Source organism: Corynebacterium hylobatis, from assembly GCF_003955685.1.
Taxonomy (GTDB): domain Bacteria; phylum Actinomycetota; class Actinomycetes; order Mycobacteriales; family Mycobacteriaceae; genus Corynebacterium; species Corynebacterium hylobatis.
The window spans coordinates 37,916-57,078 of sequence record NZ_RXHJ01000014.1 but is presented as its reverse complement, the minus strand read 5'-3'; the positions used below and the strand labels follow the sequence as shown (position 1 = coordinate 57,078).

21 protein-coding genes are annotated in these 19,163 nt (G+C 64.7%); 8 read left to right on the top strand and 13 right to left on the bottom strand.

Annotated features, from left to right (window positions below; all coding sequences use genetic code 11):
• The first annotated feature begins 20 nt into the window (after positions 1–20).
• From trxB to EAH68_RS10685, 3 genes are all read left to right on the top strand, one after another.
• Positions 21–968 (top strand): thioredoxin-disulfide reductase, encoded by a 948-nt coding sequence (gene trxB / locus EAH68_RS10695; RefSeq protein ID WP_126121329.1) that lies wholly within the window; start codon positions 21–23, stop codon positions 966–968.
• A gap of 31 nt (positions 969–999) precedes the next feature.
• Positions 1,000–1,323 carry a thioredoxin gene (gene trxA, locus EAH68_RS10690; RefSeq protein WP_126121328.1) on the top strand — a complete coding sequence of 108 codons (324 nt, stop codon included), beginning with the start codon at positions 1,000–1,002 and terminating at the stop codon, positions 1,321–1,323.
• A 94-nt stretch (positions 1,324–1,417) separates the two neighbouring features.
• Positions 1,418–2,581, top strand: a complete 1,164-nt coding sequence (locus tag EAH68_RS10685; RefSeq protein ID WP_126121327.1) for an N-acetylmuramoyl-L-alanine amidase — start codon at positions 1,418–1,420, stop codon at positions 2,579–2,581.
• Between the two features lie 124 nt (positions 2,582–2,705).
• Here EAH68_RS10685 and EAH68_RS10680 read toward each other — a convergent pair whose 3' ends face one another.
• The 8 genes from EAH68_RS10680 to rpmH form a co-directional block, all read right to left on the bottom strand.
• Positions 2,706–3,368, bottom strand: a complete 663-nt coding sequence (locus tag EAH68_RS10680; protein WP_126121326.1) for a hypothetical protein — start codon at positions 3,366–3,368, stop codon at positions 2,706–2,708.
• A gap of 12 nt (positions 3,369–3,380) precedes the next feature.
• A complete protein-coding gene (locus EAH68_RS10675) occupies positions 3,381–4,607 on the bottom strand; it encodes a ParB/RepB/Spo0J family partition protein (protein ID WP_439647629.1) in 1,227 nt (408 codons plus the stop codon).
• A gap of 5 nt (positions 4,608–4,612) precedes the next feature.
• Positions 4,613–5,497 carry a ParA family protein gene (locus EAH68_RS10670; protein WP_126121324.1) on the bottom strand — a complete coding sequence of 295 codons (885 nt, stop codon included), beginning with the start codon at positions 5,495–5,497 and terminating at the stop codon, positions 4,613–4,615.
• A 57-nt stretch (positions 5,498–5,554) separates the two neighbouring features.
• A complete protein-coding gene (gene rsmG / locus EAH68_RS10665; RefSeq protein WP_126121323.1) occupies positions 5,555–6,208 on the bottom strand; it encodes a 16S rRNA (guanine(527)-N(7))-methyltransferase RsmG in 654 nt (217 codons plus the stop codon).
• Between the two features lie 80 nt (positions 6,209–6,288).
• Positions 6,289–7,254 (bottom strand): membrane protein insertase YidC, encoded by a 966-nt coding sequence (yidC, locus tag EAH68_RS10660; protein ID WP_126121322.1) that lies wholly within the window; start codon positions 7,252–7,254, stop codon positions 6,289–6,291.
• Positions 7,255–7,260: 6 nt separating this feature from the next.
• On the bottom strand, positions 7,261–7,527 hold the full coding sequence (gene yidD, locus EAH68_RS10655) for a membrane protein insertion efficiency factor YidD (protein ID WP_126121321.1): 267 nt from the start codon (positions 7,525–7,527) through the stop codon (positions 7,261–7,263).
• Positions 7,520–7,888 (bottom strand): ribonuclease P protein component, encoded by a 369-nt coding sequence (rnpA, locus tag EAH68_RS10650; RefSeq protein ID WP_126121320.1) that lies wholly within the window; start codon positions 7,886–7,888, stop codon positions 7,520–7,522. The genes yidD and rnpA overlap by 8 nt, the downstream gene beginning before the upstream one ends.
• 13 nt (positions 7,889–7,901) lie before the next feature.
• Entirely contained in the window at positions 7,902–8,045 is a 144-nt protein-coding gene (gene rpmH, locus EAH68_RS10645) for a 50S ribosomal protein L34 (RefSeq protein WP_126121319.1), read from the bottom strand.
• An 881-nt stretch (positions 8,046–8,926) separates the two neighbouring features.
• On the opposite strand from rpmH, the gene dnaA reads away from it, so the two are divergent.
• The 5 genes from dnaA (at position 8,927) to gyrB (ending at position 16,273) form a co-directional block, all read left to right on the top strand.
• Positions 8,927–10,540, top strand: coding sequence for a chromosomal replication initiator protein DnaA (gene dnaA / locus EAH68_RS10640; protein WP_126121318.1), 1,614 nt, complete (start codon positions 8,927–8,929; stop codon positions 10,538–10,540).
• Positions 10,541–11,139: 599 nt separating this feature from the next.
• The gene (dnaN, locus tag EAH68_RS10635; RefSeq protein ID WP_126121317.1) at positions 11,140–12,327 is read left to right on the top strand and encodes a DNA polymerase III subunit beta; all 1,188 of its coding nucleotides are present in this window, start codon (positions 11,140–11,142) and stop codon (positions 12,325–12,327) included.
• A gap of 27 nt (positions 12,328–12,354) precedes the next feature.
• Entirely contained in the window at positions 12,355–13,536 is a 1,182-nt protein-coding gene (recF, locus tag EAH68_RS10630; RefSeq protein ID WP_126121316.1) for a DNA replication/repair protein RecF, read from the top strand.
• Positions 13,529–14,053 carry a DciA family protein gene (locus EAH68_RS10625; RefSeq protein WP_126121315.1) on the top strand — a complete coding sequence of 175 codons (525 nt, stop codon included), beginning with the start codon at positions 13,529–13,531 and terminating at the stop codon, positions 14,051–14,053. Before recF ends, EAH68_RS10625 begins: the two co-directional genes overlap by 8 nt.
• A gap of 159 nt (positions 14,054–14,212) precedes the next feature.
• A complete protein-coding gene (gyrB, locus tag EAH68_RS10620; RefSeq protein WP_126121314.1) occupies positions 14,213–16,273 on the top strand; it encodes a DNA topoisomerase (ATP-hydrolyzing) subunit B in 2,061 nt (686 codons plus the stop codon).
• Positions 16,274–16,279: 6 nt separating this feature from the next.
• Here the strand turns inward: gyrB and EAH68_RS10615 are convergent, their stop codons facing one another.
• From EAH68_RS10615 to EAH68_RS10595, 5 genes are all read right to left on the bottom strand, one after another.
• The gene (locus tag EAH68_RS10615) at positions 16,280–16,915 is read right to left on the bottom strand and encodes a metallophosphoesterase family protein (protein ID WP_126121313.1); all 636 of its coding nucleotides are present in this window, start codon (positions 16,913–16,915) and stop codon (positions 16,280–16,282) included.
• 6 nt (positions 16,916–16,921) lie between these two features.
• On the bottom strand, positions 16,922–17,362 hold the full coding sequence (locus tag EAH68_RS10610; RefSeq protein WP_126121312.1) for a DUF6918 family protein: 441 nt from the start codon (positions 17,360–17,362) through the stop codon (positions 16,922–16,924).
• A 278-nt stretch (positions 17,363–17,640) separates the two neighbouring features.
• A complete protein-coding gene (locus EAH68_RS10605; protein WP_126121311.1) occupies positions 17,641–18,294 on the bottom strand; it encodes an LPXTG cell wall anchor domain-containing protein in 654 nt (217 codons plus the stop codon).
• 306 nt (positions 18,295–18,600) lie between these two features.
• Positions 18,601–18,867 carry a TetR family transcriptional regulator gene (locus EAH68_RS10600; RefSeq protein WP_126121310.1) on the bottom strand — a complete coding sequence of 89 codons (267 nt, stop codon included), beginning with the start codon at positions 18,865–18,867 and terminating at the stop codon, positions 18,601–18,603.
• On the bottom strand, positions 18,864–19,076 hold the full coding sequence (locus EAH68_RS10595) for a CopG family transcriptional regulator (protein WP_126121309.1): 213 nt from the start codon (positions 19,074–19,076) through the stop codon (positions 18,864–18,866). The genes EAH68_RS10600 and EAH68_RS10595 overlap by 4 nt, the downstream gene beginning before the upstream one ends.
• Positions 19,077–19,163 lie beyond the last annotated feature (87 nt).

Below are 19,163 nucleotides of genomic sequence, written 5' to 3'. Positions count from 1 at the left end.
CGAATACCGCAGGAGAATTCATGACCGCCCAGGACACCATCCACGACGTGATCATCATCGGTTCCGGCCCGGCCGCCTACACCGCCGCCGTCTACGCCGCCCGCGCGGAGCTCAAGCCACTCGTCTTCGAGGGCTACGAGTACGGCGGAGCGCTGATGAACACGACCGACGTGGAGAACTTCCCGGGTTTCAAGGACGGCATCATGGGTCCTGACCTCATGATGGAGATGCGTGCCCAGGCCGAGCGCTTCGGTTCGGACATGCGCATGGAACTGGTCGACTCCGTCGAACTCGAGGGCGACGTGAAGAAGGTCCACGTGGGCGATGAGGTCCACCTGGCCCGGACCATCATCCTGGCCACCGGCGCGGCCGCCCGTCTGCTGGGCGTGCCGGGTGAGGACAAGCTCATGGGCCGTGGCGTGTCCACCTGTGCGACCTGTGACGGCTTCTTCTTCAAGGGCGCCGAGATCGCCGTCGTCGGCGGCGGTGACTCCGCCATGGAGGAGGCCACGTTCCTGACCAAATTCGCCGACAAGGTCACTCTCATCCACCGCCGGGAGGGTTTCAGCGCCTCCGCCATCATGCTCGAGCGTGCCCGCGCCAACGAGAAGATCGACTTCGCCCTGAACAAGGTCGTCGACCACGTCATCGAGGGCACCGGGGACAACCAGAACAAGGTCGCGGGCGTCATGTTGCGCGACACCGTCACCGGTGAGCTGAGCGAACTGCCGGTCGCCGCCATGTTCGTGGCCATCGGCCATGACCCGCGCTCCGGGTTCCTGGGTGGCCAGATCGAGCTGAAGGAGGGCGGTTACGTCAAGGTCGACGAGCCCTCCACCGCCACCTCGGTCCCGGGTGTCTTCGCCTGCGGTGACCTGGTCGACGACCACTACCAGCAGGCCATCACCGCCGCTGGTTCCGGCTGCCGCGCCGCCACCGACGCCGAGCACTATCTCGCCGCTCTCTAACCGATCAACACCGACCAGTAAGGAGAATCACATGAGCAAGGTCATTGAGGTCACCCAGGAGAATTTCCGGGAGATCGTCGTCGAGTCCGACAAGCCCGTCATCGTCGATTTCTGGGCCGAGTGGTGTGGCCCGTGCAAGAAGCTCGGCCCCATCATTGAGGAGGTAGCGGAGGAATTGGGCGAGCAGGTCACTGTCGCCAAGGTCAACGTGGACGAGCAGCGCACCCTGGGTGCCATGTTCCAGATCATGTCCATCCCTGCCGTGCTGTTCTTCAAGGATGGCGAGAAGATCGACGAGTTCGTGGGGGTTCGCCCGCGTTCCCACATCATGGCGAAGCTGGAACCACTGATGTAGCTGGTACCGTTGGGATCGATAAAACAGTACCGACCGACTCTCGACGGTTCGGATAAGATCTGGTTTATCTGACCCTGGAAGGAGCGTCGTGACCATGACTTTTCGTGTCGGTGACCGCAGCCCGAGGGTGGCGGAGGCACGCTCCACCCTGGCGCGGCTGGGCCTGCTGCCCGGCTACGAGGCCGACCTCTCCGACAAGTACGCGGAGGAGGACAAGCTTTTCGACGCCGCACTCGCCGAGGTTCTCAAGGCCTTCCAGCAGTCCCGCGGCATCGTCCCCTCGGGCCACATCGACGAGATGACCCTGCGGGAACTGCGCCACGCCTCCTACCAGCTCGGTGCCCGCGTACTGTCCTACCAGCCGAACAACGAACTCGTCGGCGACGATGTCTCCCAGCTCCAGGATCAGCTCCAGGAGCTGGGCTTCTATTCCCACCGCATCGACGGCCACTTCGGCCGCTGCACCCACGAGGCACTGGCGGCCTTCCAGCTGAACTCCGGACTCCAGGACGACGGGGTCTGCGGCCCCGACACGATCCGTGCCCTGAAGCTGCTGGGCAGGCGTATCACCGGCGGTAGCCCCCTGGCCATCCGGGAACGCGAGCAGGTCCGCAACGCCGGCCCCAAGCTCGCCGGCAAACGGGTGGTGATCGACCCCGCCCTGGGTGGCGTGAACAAGGGCCGGATAGTGCGTGGTCTGCACGGGGAGATCACCGAGGAAGAGATCATCTGGGATCTCGCCTCCCGCATCGAGGGGCGCATGATCGCCGCCGGCATGGAGACGATAAAGTCCCGTCCCCGCATGGACGACCCCTCCGCCACAGCACGTGCCGAGATCGCCAACGCCTTCGGTGCCGACCTGGTCATCTCCGTCCAGGCGGACAAGTACCCGAACGAGAAGGCCCACGGCGTGGCCACCTTCTACTTCGGTTCGGATACCGGCAACAGCTCCCTGACCGGGGAATCACTCTCCGGCTACATCCAACGCGAGATCGTCGCCCGCACCGACTTCCAGAACTGCGGCACCCACGCCCGCACCTGGGATCTGCTGCGCCTGACACAGGCCCCTACGGTGGAGCTGATCGCCGGTTATCTCTCCAACCCGGAGGATGTCGCCCGCCTGACTGACCCGGCCGTGCGGGACGACATCGCCGAATCTGTCGTGGTGGCTGTGAAGCGTCTCTACCTCCTCGACCGGGATGACCAGCCGACCGGCACCTACAAGTTCTCGGAGCTGCTGCAGGCCGAGCTGGGCTGAGTGTTCCGTGGCGTCGTCATATGTCACATCAACAAGCATATTTTTCCGTATAGCCCCAGTTCGTCAGGGGCGAAATAATTTGTTGATGTGACATATGACGACGCCTCCGTATCTTCCGCCCTTGTCAGGTAACCGCCATGTTCCCGTAGAGCAGTTCCAGGCCGGCGGCACTGAGCAGTGACTGCTGGGGTGGTAGATCAAGACGCAGGCGGGGGAGCACCGGGTGGTCCGCGATAATCCTGAAGCCGGCGGACTCGAGGATCGACACGGACATCAGGCCGATCTCGGAGGCCGAGCGCAGAATACCGCCCACGGGACCCTCCAGGAGTTCATCGACGTCTGCGCGGGCGAAGAAGTCGGTGTGCCAACCGAAGGCCTCGACGGCCTGCGCCTCGCGTTCGACGAGCGACATGATGGCGGCGTCGAGAAGCACCGACTCCAGCCCGATGCCCGCGAATCCCGGATCGATGAACAGGGAGGTGAGCACCTCCGCATCCTCGGAGACGGGCGCGGTGGGCAGCTGTCCGGCACCGGGGGCGTTCTCCCGTGAGCAGAACAGGACCGTGGCGACGGCGCGTTCGCGGCTGCTGCGCTCGAGGGAGAAGCCGCAGGGGCCGTACTCCAGGAGCGTGGTGGTCAGCCACGCCTCCTTCTCGAAGCCGGGATCCCCGGAGGCCTGCACGACCGCCGCGGCATCGGGGTCCAGTTCCCAGAATATGCTGCGCCCGGCCTGCGGATGGATACTGCTGAGCGCATCCGGGCTGAGGGGGTTCACTCTGGCGAACACGGCCGGCGCCTCCTAGTCGTCGCGTCCTTCGATCAGGGAGAGGATACGTTCGAAATCCTCCGGATCGCCGAACTCCACCACCATGCGGCCCTTCCGCTTGCCCATGGTGACGGTCACCTTCGTGTCCCACACGTCACCGAGACGGTCGGCCGCGCGGGTGAGCAGCTCCGGCTGCGGGGCCGGTTCCACCGGTTTACGCTCCGGGGCACCCTCCCCGCGGTTGAGCAGGGTGACGGCTTCCTCCGTGGCGCGCACGGACAGGCCCTCGGCGATGATGCGTCCGGCCAGCTCCTCCTGCGCCTCTGCGGTGTTCTCACCGAGCTTGAGTCCCAGCAGTGCGCGCGCATGGCCGGCGGAGAGCACCCCGGCGGCCACCCGGCGCTGAACCGGCACAGGCAGGGCCAGCAGGCGGATGGTGTTGGTGATCACCGGACGGGAACGGCCGAGGCGTCCGGCGAGTTCGGCCTGGGTGACGTCGAACTCCTCAAGCAGCTGCTGGTAGGCGGCGGCCTCTTCCAGCGGGTTGAGCTGCACCCGGTGGATGTTCTCCAGCAGAGCGTCGCGCAGCATGGCGCCGTCGTCGGTGTCGCGGACGATGGCCGGTATGGTCTTCAACCCCGCGCGTCCGGCGGCCCGCCAGCGACGCTCACCCATGATGAGCTCATAACCCGTCTCCGCCTGACGGACCACGATCGGCTGCATGAGGCCGAACTCGCGGATGGAGTGGACGAGTTCGGCCAGCGCCTCCTCGTCGAAGGTGTGGCGCGGCTGCTGCGGATTGGGGACGATCTCCGCGATGGGGATCTCCCGGTAGGTGGCGCCGACGTCCACGGGGGGCTTCTCAGCAGCCTTCTGGCCCGGCTCGCGCACCGTGCCACGGACGGCCTCCGGGGCGGGGGCGCCCGGTACCGACCGCAGCTTCTCCTGGCCGCGCGCACCCCTGGTGCCACCGAGGATCACATCCGCGGCGCTGTCGCCGAGACGGGGGCCGTCGTCCCGCATCTTCGCGCTGTGACTGCGCTTCGCGCCCTCGGCACGCTCCTCATGGTCCTCGCGGTCCGGGCGCTTCGGGGTCTCCTCCGCCTTCGTGTCATCCGCAGGCTTCGGGCTGTCCCCGGGCTTGGGGACGGCTCCGAGCTTCGGACCTTCACCGAACTTCAGGGTGCTGGGGGCGGGGCCGGAGGGAATCAGGGCGGCGAGACCGCGACCGAGGCCGCCCTTCCGAATTTCCTGGTTGATGGCACTTACCTTTCTGCTTCTGCGGCAAGCCGCTTGGCCGTCTCCGGACTGACGCCGATGGGACCGGTGGCCTCGACAGGCTGGTAGTCACCACGGGTGGCGAACTCGATGACCGCATCAAAATAGGCGGCGGCACCCCGGGAGGTGGGGTCGTAGTTCAGGACGGACTGGCCGAAACCGGGGGCCTCGGAGACCTTGATCGACCGGGGGATGATGTTACCCAGAACGACATCCCCGAAGTGCTCACGGACCTCGGTGGCCACCTGCTCCGAGAGCTTAGTGCGTGCATCGTACATAGTCAGCAGGATCGCCGAAATGTGCAGGTTGGGGTTCAGGTGCTGCCTGATCATGGAGATGTTGTTGAGCAGCTGGCCCACACCCTCCAGGGCGTAATACTCGCACTGGATGGGGATGAGGACCTCGTCCACGGCGGTCATCGCGTTGATGGTCAGCAGACCCAGTGACGGCGGGCAGTCGATGAGGACGTAGTCGAAGTCGTTCTTCTCGAGGAAACTGGAGTTCCGGAGGGCGTCGTGGAGGCGGTACTCGCGGCGGACGAGACTGACCAGCTCGATTTCCGCACCCGCCAGGTCGATGGTCGCCGGGATGCAGAACAGGTTCTCGTGGGCCGTGGACTGCTGGATGGCCTCCTCCGCGGAGGCCTCACCGATGAGCAGCTCATAGCTGGAGGTGGTGCCGGCGCGGTGCTCGACACCCAGGGCGGTGGAGGCGTTGCCCTGCGGGTCCAGGTCGATGACGAGAACCTTCGAGCCCAGCATCGCCAGACCCGACGCCAGGTTGACGGAGCTCGTGGTCTTGCCGACGCCACCCTTCTGGTTGGCGACGGTGATCAGACGCGGCGCTTCCGGCTTCGGCAGTTGGTCAACCATTGCTTGCGACCTGACCTCTTCCTGAATCACATTCTTCAATTGCTGGTTTCCCCCATGTTAGTGCACCCGCGGGATACGAATAACCGTCGTAGGCTCGGCGAGGTGCTGCGCGCCGACGGTGAGGATCTCCGCCCTGCCACCGCCGGTCCGGCGGATGAGGGCGGCATCGCGTTCGAGTTCCTCCGTGACGGAGGAACCCTTCATCGCCACCATGGCCCCGCCCACTCTCACCAACGGCAGGGACCAGCCGGCGAGTTTACCCAGCGGGGCCACCGCCCGGGAGGTGACGAGGTCCACACCTGTGCCCAGGGCCTGGCGCACGGACTTCTCTTCGGCCCGGCCCCGGATGACGGTGACGTTGTCCAGGCCGAGCAGCTCGACGACCTCGGCGAGGTAGACGGAACGCTTGAGCAGCGGCTCGATGAGCGTGATACGCAGGTCGGGGCGGGCGATGGCCAGGGGGATGCCCGGCAGGCCCGCCCCGGAGCCGACGTCCGCGATACTGGCACCGGCCTCCATGACCTCGCCGATGACGGCGCAGTTGAGGATGTGCCGGTCCCACAGACGGGGAACCTCCCGGGGGCCGATGAAGCCACGGGTGGAACCGTCGGTGGCAAGGGACCGGTGGTAGGCCTCGGCCAGGGGCAGACGCTCACCGAAGACTTCGGCTGCGGCGGCGGGTGCGGGTGCCAGCTCAGGGGTCTCGCTCATGATTCATAACGATACAGCCACCGGGTTCCCGGGGCGGGAACGCGGTGGCTGTACAGGTGGTGCTGCGGTGGAGCAGGGGCTCAGTCCTTCTTGCGCTTCTTCTTTGAGCCGGCACGGGCGCCGGGTGCGGGAGCGGTGGTGCGCTTGAGTGCCTTGCGTGCCTCCTCCTCGGCCTCCTCTTCTTGGTCCATCTTCTGGAAGAGGTAGCGCTGCTGGAAGAAGGTCCAGATGTTGTTGGAAACCATGTAGAACAGCAGACCGATGTGCCACAGGAAGCCGGTGAACAGGATGGTGGCGGGCATGATCCACAGCATCATCTTGTTCATCATGCCCATCTGCATGGCCATCATCTCGGCGTTGTCGCCGGTCGGGGCCGCCTGCCTGCCGGAGGCGATGCGCTGCTTCTGGCGGTCGATGGACATGCGGGCGTTGAAGTGGGTCGCCACGGCGATGATGAGCACCAGCGGGACAGCCACCAGGATGGTGTCCATGCGGGTGAAGTCGACGTTGGGGAACGCCGAGTACATGTCGGCGGGCATGGAGATGTAGGCGGAGAGCGGGACACCGAAGAACGTGGCGTCCATGAAGGACTGCACGTCCTCGACACCGAAGATGTAGTTCGGGGTGTTGTAGTTCTCCTCGATCGACAGACCCAGCTGGCCCACGCCCTCACCGGTGCGGTTGAAGGAGCGCAGGACGTGGAACAGGCCGATGAAGACGGGGATCTGGACGAGCATCGGCAGGCAGCCGAGGACCGGGTTGACGCCCATCTCCTTCTGGAGCTTGCGCGTCTCCTCCATCATTTTGGTCTGGTCGTTCTTGTACTTGCTGCGGATCTCAGCCATCTTCGGCTGCATTTCCTGCATCTTCCTGCCCGAGCGCAGCTGGTTCATGGTCGGCTTGAACATGATGGCCTTGACCGTGAAGGTCAGGAAGATGATCGACAGCACCCAGGTGATGCCGAGGCCAGGATCGAGCACAAAGCTGAAGACCTTGTGCCAGAACCACAGGACGGCCGAGATCGGCCAGTAGATGAAGTTGAGCACTGTGTGTCAGGACTCCTTGGTGTCAGTTGGTGTCAGGTCCGCACCCGGCACGGGGTCGTACCCGCCCGGATGCCAGGGGCCGCACTTGCTCAGCCGCGCCAGCGCCATGACAGCACCTTTCAGAGCCCCGTGACCGCGTACGGCGTCGAGAGCATAGGCACTGCACGTTGGTTCGAAACGGCAGGTCGACCCCATCTTAAGGGGCGACAGGTACTTTTGGTAGAACGAAATCGCGGCCTCGAGACCGCGGGCGGCGGGGGAGGGCTCACGCATCCGCGAGCCCCAGTCTCCTCAACGCCTTCCGGATGTCACGCTCCAGATCGGCCGACGATGCCGCACCCGACGGGGGTAGCGCCCGGACGACCAGATCGGTGGAGGCCGGCACCAGTTCGAACAGCCCGGCGCAGACATGCCGAAGCCGTCGGGAGGTGCGGTGACGGATCACGGCGTTCCCGACGGACTTGGAGACGATGAGCCCGACGCGGGGACCGCCCTGCTGGGCGATACCGGCGTCGGGCCCGGCGTTGCGGTCCAGCATGTGGACCACGACGGTGCGGGTACCTGCGCGGCGTCCACGTTTGATCGTCCGGCCGAAATCGGCGGGCGACGTGAACTTGTGCCGCTTCGGTAGCACCGCTGCAGCTGCTTTAAGCGGTCAGCTTGGCGCGGCCCCGGCGACGACGTGCCGAGACGATGGCGCGACCTGCACGGGTGCGCATACGGATACGGAAGCCGTGCACGCGTGCGCGACGACGGTTGTTCGGCTGGAACGTCCGCTTGCCCTTTGCCACGGTGTTCTCCTCTGTGTGAGGCGGCGGGCCGGACGGGACCGGTCAGCCGCTGAATTATGTTTTGACGGTGTGAGTGCCTCTGTGGACGGAACCGGAATGGATCATGTCCTGCCCTAGGTGGCGCGCAGGCCGGCACAGACGCGCGACTGGTGTGCCGCGGCCCGAAGATTCGGTGCTGACGCTGCTCTCACGCACATCCGTCGGCGCGTCCCTGGAATAAGGGTGCATCCGGCGGTGTGACAGACCATCACAGACTACGCGATTCCGGCGTGGTCGAACAAATTGACCCGCCGGTGCGTCTCAGGTAGTCCCGCGGGGGCACCTGAAATAACAACAGTGGGATTTTTGCCGCAGCCACCGGGGCATTTGCCGGGTGGTGCTGCAGGACCACCCGGATACACCCGACGGGGGTGGGCCTGGCCGGTCCACAGAGACACCGAACTGCAATCTCCGGAGATGGACATGCAGCAGCGGCGTTGGGTAACAATGGAAGGACTCACACAGAATCACATAGCTCCATCAACACCCCTGTGGATAACGGTCGGTTTAAAGTTGAGAGTTTTCCGGAGGGGCCCCATCCTCGCAGGTGGGAGAACTTTTTCCGGCGAATCGAACTATCCACAGGCAATGAAGTAAGCTGTGGAGAGATTCGTCGGCCGAAGTTGTCCACACCTGTGGATAACTCTGTGGATAGCGAGGTTACGGCCCTAATCCCCTGGGGACAAGGTCTGTGAAAAGATGCGGTGCGCAACCTCCATACCCGGCCCGACCCCACCGATACCGCGTCATCCTGTGAGCGACTGGCAGAGCACCGACTCCTTCCCCGGGGAGTCCGGCCGCGCCTGAGCGAACCGGACGAACCATGTAAGGAGCAACACCAGGTGACCGATGAGCAACAGTCACTCGCCCAGACCTGGCAGGCGATCAAGGCAGAATTACTCGATCAGTCGGAGCGTCCCGACTCCGACATCCCCGCCTTCACCCACCAGCAACGTGCCTTCCTCGGTCTGGTGAAACCGATTGTGCTTGTCGACGGCTACGCGGTCCTGGCCACCCCGCATGCCATGGCCAAGCAGGTCATCGAGGACGACCTCGGTCCGCACATCGTCAAGGTGCTCTCCGAGCGCACCGGCCGCCCCTGCAGCCTGGCTGTATCCATCCAGCCGGAAGCCGCCCAGCCGACCCCGCCTCCGCCACCGCCACCGCCGATCCAGCCTCCTGCCAGGGGAATCCAGCAGCGGATCGCGGACCACCAGCTCGGTTGGGAGGCCACCCACACCAACCCGCCGGCCCCGCCGATGTACCCCATGCAGCAGCAGGTCCAGGACCCGGTTCCGCACTCCTACGCGCAGTACCCGACGAATGCGCCGGCTGTGCCGCAGCACCGGGATCCCTCCGGTCCCGTCTATCAGCAGGGGCAGCGTCTGCCGCGTGAGACGCCGGCGCATGACCCCAACCGCGAGCGTTCGCTGAACCCGAAGTACACCTTCGAGAATTTCGTCATCGGTTCCTCGAATCGTTTCGCCAACGGTGCGGCAGTTGCGGTGGCGGAGAATCCCGCCCGCGCCTACAACCCGCTGTTCATCTGGGGTGGTTCCGGACTGGGCAAGACCCACCTGCTGCACGCTGCCGGGAACTACGCTCAGGTGCTGCAGCCGGGGTTGCGTGTGAAGTACGTCTCCAGTGAGGAATTCACAAACGACTACATCAACTCCGTGCGTGATGACAGGCAGGAATCCTTCAAGCGTCGCTACCGGAATCTGGACATCCTCATGGTGGATGACATCCAGTTCCTGGAGGGCAAGGAGGGCACCCAGGAGGAGTTCTTCCACACCTTCAACGCCCTGCACCAGGCGGACAAGCAGATCATCCTGTCCTCGGACCGGCCGCCGAAGCAGCTGACAACGCTCGAGGACCGGCTGCGCACGCGTTTCGAGGGCGGGTTGATCACCGATGTCCAGCCGCCGGATCTGGAGACCCGCATCGCCATCCTGGAGAAAAAGGCCCAGGCGGACGGCACGCATGTCGACCGCAGTGTGCTTGAGCTGATCGCCTCACGTTTCGAGTCCTCGATCCGTGAGCTCGAGGGCGCGCTCATCCGTGTCTCCGCCTACTCCTCGCTGATCAATGAGCCGATCAACCAGGAGATGGCGGAGATCGCCCTGCGCGACATCCTCCCTGATGCCGCGGATGTGGAGATCACGGCCTCCACGATCATGGAAGTCACCTCCGATTATTTCGGGATCACGATGGAGACCCTCACCGGTGCCGGCAAGACGCGTGCGGTTGCACACGCCCGCCAGCTGGCGATGTACCTGTGCCGTGAACTGACGGATCTCTCCCTGCCGAAGATCGGCAACGAGTTCGGTGGCAAGGACCACACGACGGTGATGTACGCGGACCGCAAGATCCGTAAGGAGATGACGGAGAAGCGTGACGTCTACGACGAGATCCAGCAGTTGACGCAGTTGATCAAGAACCGCGGCCGCGGCTGACGGTACGCCACTTCTCGACGCCCACCCCTGGTGACGTTGGTGCAGAACACCGGCGCCACCAGGGGTTTCTGGCATTCACCCAAGGCAGTTCCGGCAATCCACAACCCTCTCCACAGCTGTGTAATTACATGTTTGTACTTCAGAGATATTCGTCATAGTGTGACTGGGGACACCCTTACTGCCGGACCTGTGGATAACTACGTTTCCGCTGTTGAGAAGCGGTGGATCGCATGTGGAGCAATTGTGGACAAGTCTGCCTGTGGATAACTTATCCACAATCGCCCGGAGTTGTCCACAGGTTATCCACACCCTGAATCACAGGCTCGATCCAAGCGGCTACCTTGGGATTCACGGTGCCATCCACAGGTTGCACAGGACCTATTGTTCTTACTCTCTTTAAAACTTGTAATTACTAGAGAAGAAAGGGGAGGTGGGGAGAATGGTCCGGATCTGCGCTCGGCGAGCGCGGTGCGGAGGGAATTCCTGGAATTACAGGATTTCGACTCTCCGGACCGTGGGGTACGTTGGAGTCTGTTGTTTCCGGTCCGCCCGTTCCTTCCGTGTCGGGGGACCACAAGTATTTCGAGGAGCCCGAAAGCATGGAGTCACAAGCAGTGTCGTTCCGGGTGGCCAGGGATGACCTGGCCCACGCCGTCGCGTGGGTGGCCAGGAGCCTGCCAACCAAGGTGACCCAACCGGTGCTGCGCGCCATGCTCATCACCGCAGATGACAGCGGCCTGGAGTTCGCCGGCTTCGACTACGAGGTCTCCACCCGGGTGCGCATCGCCGCAGAGATCGGGGAGCCCGGACGCATCGCGGTGGCCGGCAAACTCATCGCGGAGATCGTGAACACTCTGCCCAACAAGCCCGTCGAGCTGCGCGTCGACGGCAGCAAGGCGCTGCTTTCCTGTGGTTCCTCGCGTTTCGAGCTGCCGCTGATCCCGCTGGACGACTACCCGCAGATCCCGAACCTCCCCGAGGTCACCGGCACCATCGACCCGGCGTTGTTCTCCGAGGCAGTCACCCAGGTGGCCACCGCCGCAGGCAAGGACGACACCCTGCCCATGCTCACCGGCGTACACATGGAGATCTCCGGTGCGCAGGTCAAGCTCGCGGCCACGGATCGTTTCCGTCTGGCGCTGCGCACCTTCGAGTGGAACCCGGTGGCTCCGGACGTGGAGACCAAGCTGCTCATCCCGGCCAAGACACTGCTCGATAACGCCCGGACCCTGGACACCCACGTCTCCGATCCGGTGGAGATCGCGGTGGGCACCGGTGAGCAGCTTGCTGCTGCCGGCCTGTTCGGCATCCACACCGAGAGCCGGGAGACCACCGCCCGCATGCTCGACGCTGATTTCCCGAACATCCAGCCGCTGCTGCCGAAGACGCACACGTCGATGGCCACCGTGGAGATCGCCCCGCTGCAGGAGGCCATCCGCCGCGTCAGTCTGGTCACCGAACGCAACGCGCAGATCCGCATGCAGTTCAACGAGGGGGAGCTCATCCTCACTGCAGGTGGCATGGAGTCCGGCCACGCCGAGGAGCGTCTGCCCTGTGGGTTCACGGGCCGCGATGAGCTGGTCATCGCCTTCAACCCGACCTACCTGCGTGACGGGCTGTCCGTGATCAGCACTGACCGGGTGGTCTTCGGTTTCACCGAGCCCTCCCGTCCGGCGATCCTCATTCCGGAGCCGTCGGAGCTGCCCGAGGCGGATACTGACGGCATCTTCCCGACGCCCGAGACGGACTTCACCTACCTGCTCATGCCTGTTCGTCTGCCGGGATAGCCGGGCTCGTCCGGGAGGTGAGGGCACATCTACATCAGGACGCTTGACCTGCGGGATTTCCGCAGCTGGTCGCAGCTGAACCTCAGCCTCGGGCCGGGGATCACGCTGTTCGTGGGACGCAACGGCTTCGGCAAGACCAACATCGTCGAGGCCGTGGGCTACACAGCACACCTCGCCTCCCACCGTGTCTCACACGATGCGCCGCTGGTGCGTGCCGGGGCTCAGAACGCCCGGATCTCCGTGACGGCCGTGAATCAGGGGCGGGAGCTGACCGCCCACCTGCTGATCAAACCGCACGCCGCAAACCAGGCGCAGATCAACCGGACCCGGCTGAATTCTCCCCGTGAGCTGCTGGGTGTGGTCCGTTCCGTGTTATTCGCCCCCGAGGACCTCGCGCTGATCAAGGGGGAGCCGGCGGAGCGCCGCCGCTACCTGGATGACATCATCGCCACCCGCAGCACCCGGCTGGCCGGCGTCAAGGCCGACTACGACAAGGTGCTGCGCCAGCGCAACGCCCTGTTGAAGACTGCCGGTGGTTCGTTGCGCCGCGGCTATCGCGACAGCGACGGGGCGAGCGCGCTGGCCACCCTCGACGTGTGGGACGGCCAGCTCGCCGCCCTCGGTGCCCAGGTGCTGGCGGCGCGCCTGAACCTGGTCGATGAACTGGGGGAACTGATCGCCGGGGCCTATACCGGCATCGCCCCGGAGTCCCGTCCAGCCCGGGTGGGCTACCGCTCGACGGTGACGGCCGAGAGCCGGGATGTGGATGTCCTCGAGGCGGAGATGCTCGCTGAATTGGGGCGTACCCGCCAGCGGGAGGTCGACCGCGGCATGTCGCTGGTGGGCCCACACCGCGATGACCTGCTGCTGGACCTGGGGGAGCAACCCGCCAAAGGTTTCGCCTCCCACGGCGAGACCTGGTCGTACGCCATCTCCCTGCGACTGGCGGAGTTCACACTGCTGCGCCGGGACGGATCGGACCCGGTGCTCATCCTCGATGACGTGTTCGCCGAGCTGGATGCCCGCCGCCGGGAGAAACTCGTGGAGTTGGCCGCGGATGCGGAGCAGGTGCTCATCACCGCCGCGGTGGACGGGGATCTGCCGGGGAATCTCACGGAGCTTATCGACGCGCCAGTCACCCGCTACACCGTCGCCGTACAGGATGCCGGGGAGGGACGCATCAGCGTCCTGGAGCAGGCCGATGAGTGAGCAGCCGGACCCGGTGAAGGCCGCCTTCGAGGCCATGCAGGAGGCGGCGAAGAAGCGTGGCAGCACGCCGCTCCCGCCCCGGAAGGCGGCGTCGAGAAGCAGGGGGCTGCCGCCCCGGATCGGCCGACCCACGGGGCGCGACGGACGACGCCGGCGCCGCCCCCTCGACGTCGATTCGATCGGTGCGGTACTCGGTGATGAGTTCTCGAAACGCGGCTGGGAGAAGGACATCGCCGGCGGCTGGGTATTCGGCCACTGGGATGAGCTGGTGGGGGAGAAGATCGCGCAGCACACGCGCGTGGAGATGATCAAGGACAAGAAGTTGTTCATCATCTGCGACTCCACGGCCTGGGCCACGAACCTGCGGATGATGCAGAGACAGATTCTGCAGGTCATCGCCGAAAAAGTAGGGCCGAACATCATCGTGGAACTGAAGATCTTCGGGCCGCGGGCGCCGAGCTGGCGCAAAGGGCCGCTGCACGTGAAGGGCCGCGGCCCGCGGGACACCTACGGATAGGGCTCAAAAATGGGCGGGCAGAGTTTTCCTGATACAGCAACCGTCCGAAAACGCACGAGAACGCCCCTCCGCCGCGAGTGACCCCTTCCCTGGTGTCTCCCCATTAGGTGTAGACTAAAGAGGTCTAAATTATCTTCTAGCGAGGAGAGCTCGTTTCACGTGGCAAACGCTGAAAACAATTACGGCGCGTCATCGATCACGATCCTCGAGGGCCTCGAGGCCGTGCGCAAGCGGCCCGGTATGTACATCGGATCCACCGGCCCCCGCGGCCTGCACCACCTGGTGTGGGAGGTCGTCGACAACTCCGTCGATGAGGCGATGGCCGGTCACGCCACCAAGGTGGAGGTGACGCTGCTGGCAGACGGTGGCGTCCAGGTCGTCGACGACGGCCGCGGTATCCCCGTCGAGATGCACCCCTCCGGTGCGCCGACAGTCCAGGTGGTCATGACACAGCTGCACGCCGGCGGCAAATTCGATTCGGATTCCTACGCGGTCTCCGGTGGTCTGCATGGCGTGGGTATCTCCGTGGTCAACGCGCTGTCGACCCGTGTCGAGGCCGACATCAAGCGCGACGGGAAGCACTGGCACCAGTATTTCAACAACTCGGTCCCTGATGACCTGATCCAGGGTGGCAATGCCCGCGGTGCGGGCACGACGATCCGGTTCTGGCCGGACGCTGGGATCTTCGAGACGACCCACTTCGACTACGACACGATCTCGCGTCGTCTGCAGGAGATGGCCTTTCTCAACAAGGGTCTGACCATCACCCTCAAGGATGAGCGGGTCACCGACGAGGAACTCGAGCTGGAGGCGCTCGCCGAGGCCGGGGACACCGCCGAGTCCATCGACGGTTCCTCCTTCGACGACGCCGACACTGAGGTGGAGGAGGCCCCGGCGGGGGAAGCACCCAAGCCGGCGAAGAAGCGTGAGAAGAAGGTCGTCTACCACTACCCGGACGGACTGGTTGACTATGTCAACCACCTGAACAAGACCCGCACGCCGATGCACCCCTCGATCGTCGGCTTCGAGGCGAAGGCCACCGAGCACGAGGTCGAGATCGCCATGCAGTGGAACTCCGGCTACAAGGAGTCGGTGCACACCTTCGCCAACACCATCAACACGCATGAGGGTGGCACCCACGAGGAGGGTTTCCGTTCGGCGCTGACCTCCCTGATGAACAAGTACGCTCTGGCGCACAAGCTCATCAAGGAGAAGGATCCCAAGCTCACCGGTGAGGACTGCCGTGAGGGCCTCGCCGCGGTCGTGTCCGTCCGCGTGGCGGACCCGCAGTTCGAGGGGCAGACGAAGACCAAGCTGGGCAACACGGAGATCCGTTCCTTCGTGCAGCGCATGGTCAACGAGCACGTGGCCTTCTGGTTCGACGCCAACCCGGCGGAGGCCAAGACCATCGTGAACAAGGCCGTCGCCTCATCCCAGGCGCGCATCGCGGCCCGTAAGGCGCGTGAGCTGGTGCGCCGGAAGTCCGCCACGGATCTCGGCGGCCTGCCGGGCAAGCTGGCTGACTGCCGTTCCAAGGACCCGGCCCTGTCCGAGCTCTACATCGTGGAGGGTGACTCGGCCGGCGGCTCCGCCAAGGCCGGCCGTGACTCCATGTACCAGGCGATCCTGCCGCTGCGCGGCAAGATCCTCAACGTGGAGAAGGCACGTCTCGACCGTGTGCTGAAGAACGCCGAGGTCCAGGCCATCATCACCGCGCTGGGTACGGGCATCAACGAGGAATTCGACATCTCGAAGCTGCGCTATCACAAGATCGTGCTCATGGCCGACGCCGACGTCGACGGCCAGCACATCGCAACGTTGCTGCTGACGCTGCTGTTCCGTTTCATGCCGGATCTCATCGCCGAAGGTCATGTCTACCTGGCCAACCCGCCGCTGTACAAGCTCAAGTGGTCCAAGGGTGAGCCGGGCTTCGCCTACTCCGATGAGGAGCGGGACCGGGTCCTCGAGGAGGGCCTGGCCGCCGGCCGCAAGATCAACAAGGATGACGGCATCCAGCGCTACAAGGGTCTCGGTGAGATGAACCCGAACGAGCTGTGGGAGACCACCCTCGACCCGACGATGCGCATCCTGCGCCGGGTGGACATCGAGGACGCCCAGCGTGCCGACGAGCTCTTCTCCATCCTCATGGGTGATGATGTCGCGGCCCGCCGCTCCTTCATCACCCGTAAGGCGAAGGACGTCCGTTTCCTCGACGTCTAGGCAGGTTCAGGGCAGGGCCGGGACCTCGATTTCGAGCATCCGGCCCATGCCCGGCCATCCGATGAAGGGGGAGGCGTTGAGCACGACGGGGGCGTGCACATGCCCCAGCAGGCATGCCCCGTAGCCCCGGGAGAGCAGATGCTCCAGGGTGGTGGGCAGGCACGGATTGTTGGTGTACTGCCCCTCGACCTCCGTGTGCAGGACACCGATATGCCCCGCCTCCTGTACCTGTGGCAGGTCCTTGAGCAGGTCGCGGGGATCCGGGTCCTGCACGACATTGACCGCGTGGAAGACCAGCGGCACGCCGGGCACCCGGATCTCCTCGATTCCCGCACCCCGGGGGCGGTGGACGCCGGGCATTTCGGGGAAGTGGGGAAGTAGTCCCGAGCCGACGTCGTGGTTTCCCCACACATGGACCAGGGGGAGCTTCAGCTCCTGCGTGATGTGGCGGAACAGGTCTGCGCCGTCGTCCAGATCGGTACGCGTGGCCTTCTTCTTGTCCACCAGGTCCCCGGTGAATACGACGACGTCCGGCTGGTTTTCCACGGCCCCGGCCAGCGACTCACAGGCCCACCGCATACCGGGGGCGGAGGGCCTGCCCAGGTGGAGGTCAGCGAAGACCGCGAGCCGGACCGTGGACATGGAATCCTAGGACATGTGTTTCTGCAGGATACGGCCGAATTCGGGGATCTCCGGTCCGATGACCTTCGCCCCCTTGCCGCGCAGGGAGTTGTAGGCCTTGGCCAGAGGTGCCACGGTGATGGATTCGGCGTTGCGGTCCGCGACGGCCATGAGCGAATCGACGACCGCGTCATTCCGACCAGCGAGGAAGGTACCGAAGTCCTGCTCCGCATCCTCCTGGAAGGTCTGCCAGTGCGGCTGGAGGTCACCCAGGACGTCGGGGAGCATCCGGTTGACCCCCTTGGCGACGATGTCCGCGTCGATCTTCTTGGCGGCCGCCACGGCAGCCTTGATGGCGGTTCCGGAGATGCCCGACTGCCTACCGACGGCCGCATCCGCCAGCGCAGCGAGGTCAGCCACGACAGCGTCGCGTTTGTTGTCGGTCAGAAGCGAGGAAAGATCAGTCATGTCTGCCAGCCTACTGCGGAAAAGCAGAGCGATCACCATGGTTGAACTCATCCGGTTTTCTTCCGGGTGGGGACAACGACTGTGATCGCTCCGGTGTTATGGCTCTTCCGCCACAGCCACCACAGTCACATAAGTAACTTTGATTTACTGTAGCCACAACGTTATCGACTCTACACATGGTCAAAGTCTCCCGCCAACGGAGCACACACGAAAAAACCGCCCCGCACCGGGAGGTGCAGAGCGGTTCGGTCCGGATGGGGCCCGGATGTGTTACTGACTTAGGCAGCGCGGCGGCGCAGGACCAGCAGCGCGGCACCGGCAGCGGCGGCCAGCAGGCCGGTGGCCAGGGCAACCAGTGTGCTCTCAACGCCGGTGTTGGCCAGCTGCTGCGGCTGAGCGACCGGTGCCGGGGCAGCGTGCTGGACCGGTGCCGGAGCGGCGTGGACCGGAGCGCCCTTCTCGGCGACCGGTGCCGGGGCAGCGTGCTCAGCCTGGGCCTGTGCGACAGCCTTCGGGTCCTCCACGTGCTCAGCCTGGGCCTGTGCGACGGCCTTCGGATCGTCGACTGGTGCAGCCTCCTGGGCAGGCTGCTCGGGAGTGGCCGACTGGGCTGGAGCCGGGTCCTGATCGACCTGGTCGGCCGAGGCAGCCGCACTGAGGAGGGGGGCGGAGCTCAGGAGAGCGGAACCCGCGAGAGCGGACAGGCCGAGACCGGAACCGCCGCCGACCGGGACCACGCCGCCCCCGCAGGACTTATCCTCATCAACCTTGCCCGAGGAGTCCTTTTCGCAGGCGTCGTCTTCCCTGTCATCGTGGGAGGAGACGCCGGTGATTTCTTTGTGGGTCTCGCCGGCGATGGCCTGCGGTGCAATTGCGACGGAAGCGGCGAGTGCTGCGCCGGCGACGAGAGCGGAAATACGCTTCGTGGTCATGTAAAATCCTTCAAAGTAGGAGGTGGTCGGTCTGCAGTTTCGCGTCGACACGTGGGACACGTTGTGACGGCGGAAGCGAGCTGTAATACAACCGATACCCTTCCGCTTGCATCACGTTATGCAACATCACAAGAACCTGCCATAGGAATGGCAGGCATTCTTTAAGAAGTGGCTCATAAAGGCCAGTGCATGACCCCTATCGGGGGTGTCCAGGATCCGGACGGCCGTCTTCAACTCGCCGATCTTCTGCCATCAGCTGGAAGAAAACCCCTGTATATGGTTGAGGAGCGGGGCGCAGGGGATGATTCAGCTGGCGAGACGGTGGTATATGTCCCGGCAGGCGGCACCGAATTCCTTGTTGAGCTTGCTGAGAGGCTCCAGACGCGTCACTGCAACTGCCAGGGCTTCACCCGCGGCATAAGGATCCCCATGGACGGGGACGCCGTCGATCCGGGCTCCCGGCACGGCCGCTGCTGCGACGAGACCACTGAAATCGCGGATCTGTACCTGGTGGGTTCTGCAGAATTGGTCGGCAATCAGCAGCAGTTGTTCCGCGGCGAGCGGCGGGGTCACGGGCGAGCCTGCCGGATCCGGGCTTCTAGGGCGGCTTGGCCGGGTATGATATCCCGGGCAAGCTCAGCCACGGCAGCGTCGTTGAGTAGTCGGTTCGCCGCCGCCATGATGGCGCGGACCGCGGCCTCATGTTTGCTGGAACCCTGTGCCTCGGCGAGGAGGATGAGGGCGCGATCCTGATCCGGGGTGAGTCGAAGGGTCATGGCCATGATTCATTGGTACCAGAGCACAACTGCCGGAAACTGTCCGTCGAATGATTGCGGAGCAGTTTCGGGGTGTTCTGATCGAGTATCTCA

Excerpts from the sequence above, each read along its gene's own strand:
- EAH68_RS10685 (WP_126121327.1), top strand. The coding sequence starts at position 1,418 with ATGACTTTTCGTGTCGGTGACCGCAGCCCGAGGGTGGCGGAGGCACGC.
- trxB (WP_126121329.1), top strand. The coding sequence starts at position 21 with ATGACCGCCCAGGACACCATCCACGACGTGATCATCATCGGTTCCGGC.
- EAH68_RS10625 (WP_126121315.1), top strand. The coding sequence starts at position 13,529 with ATGAGTGAGCAGCCGGACCCGGTGAAGGCCGCCTTCGAGGCCATGCAG.
- EAH68_RS10595 (WP_126121309.1), bottom strand. The coding sequence starts at position 19,076 with ATGGCCATGACCCTTCGACTCACCCCGGATCAGGATCGCGCCCTCATC.
- dnaN (WP_126121317.1), top strand. The coding sequence starts at position 11,140 with ATGGAGTCACAAGCAGTGTCGTTCCGGGTGGCCAGGGATGACCTGGCC.
- EAH68_RS10610 (WP_126121312.1), bottom strand. The coding sequence starts at position 17,362 with ATGACTGATCTTTCCTCGCTTCTGACCGACAACAAACGCGACGCTGTC.
- yidD (WP_126121321.1), bottom strand. The coding sequence starts at position 7,527 with ATGCGTGAGCCCTCCCCCGCCGCCCGCGGTCTCGAGGCCGCGATTTCG.
- EAH68_RS10605 (WP_126121311.1), bottom strand. The coding sequence starts at position 18,294 with ATGACCACGAAGCGTATTTCCGCTCTCGTCGCCGGCGCAGCACTCGCC.
- EAH68_RS10670 (WP_126121324.1), bottom strand. The coding sequence starts at position 5,497 with ATGGTTGACCAACTGCCGAAGCCGGAAGCGCCGCGTCTGATCACCGTC.
- rsmG (WP_126121323.1), bottom strand. The coding sequence starts at position 6,208 with ATGAGCGAGACCCCTGAGCTGGCACCCGCACCCGCCGCCGCAGCCGAA.
- EAH68_RS10615 (WP_126121313.1), bottom strand. The coding sequence starts at position 16,915 with ATGTCCACGGTCCGGCTCGCGGTCTTCGCTGACCTCCACCTGGGCAGG.
- trxA (WP_126121328.1), top strand. The coding sequence starts at position 1,000 with ATGAGCAAGGTCATTGAGGTCACCCAGGAGAATTTCCGGGAGATCGTC.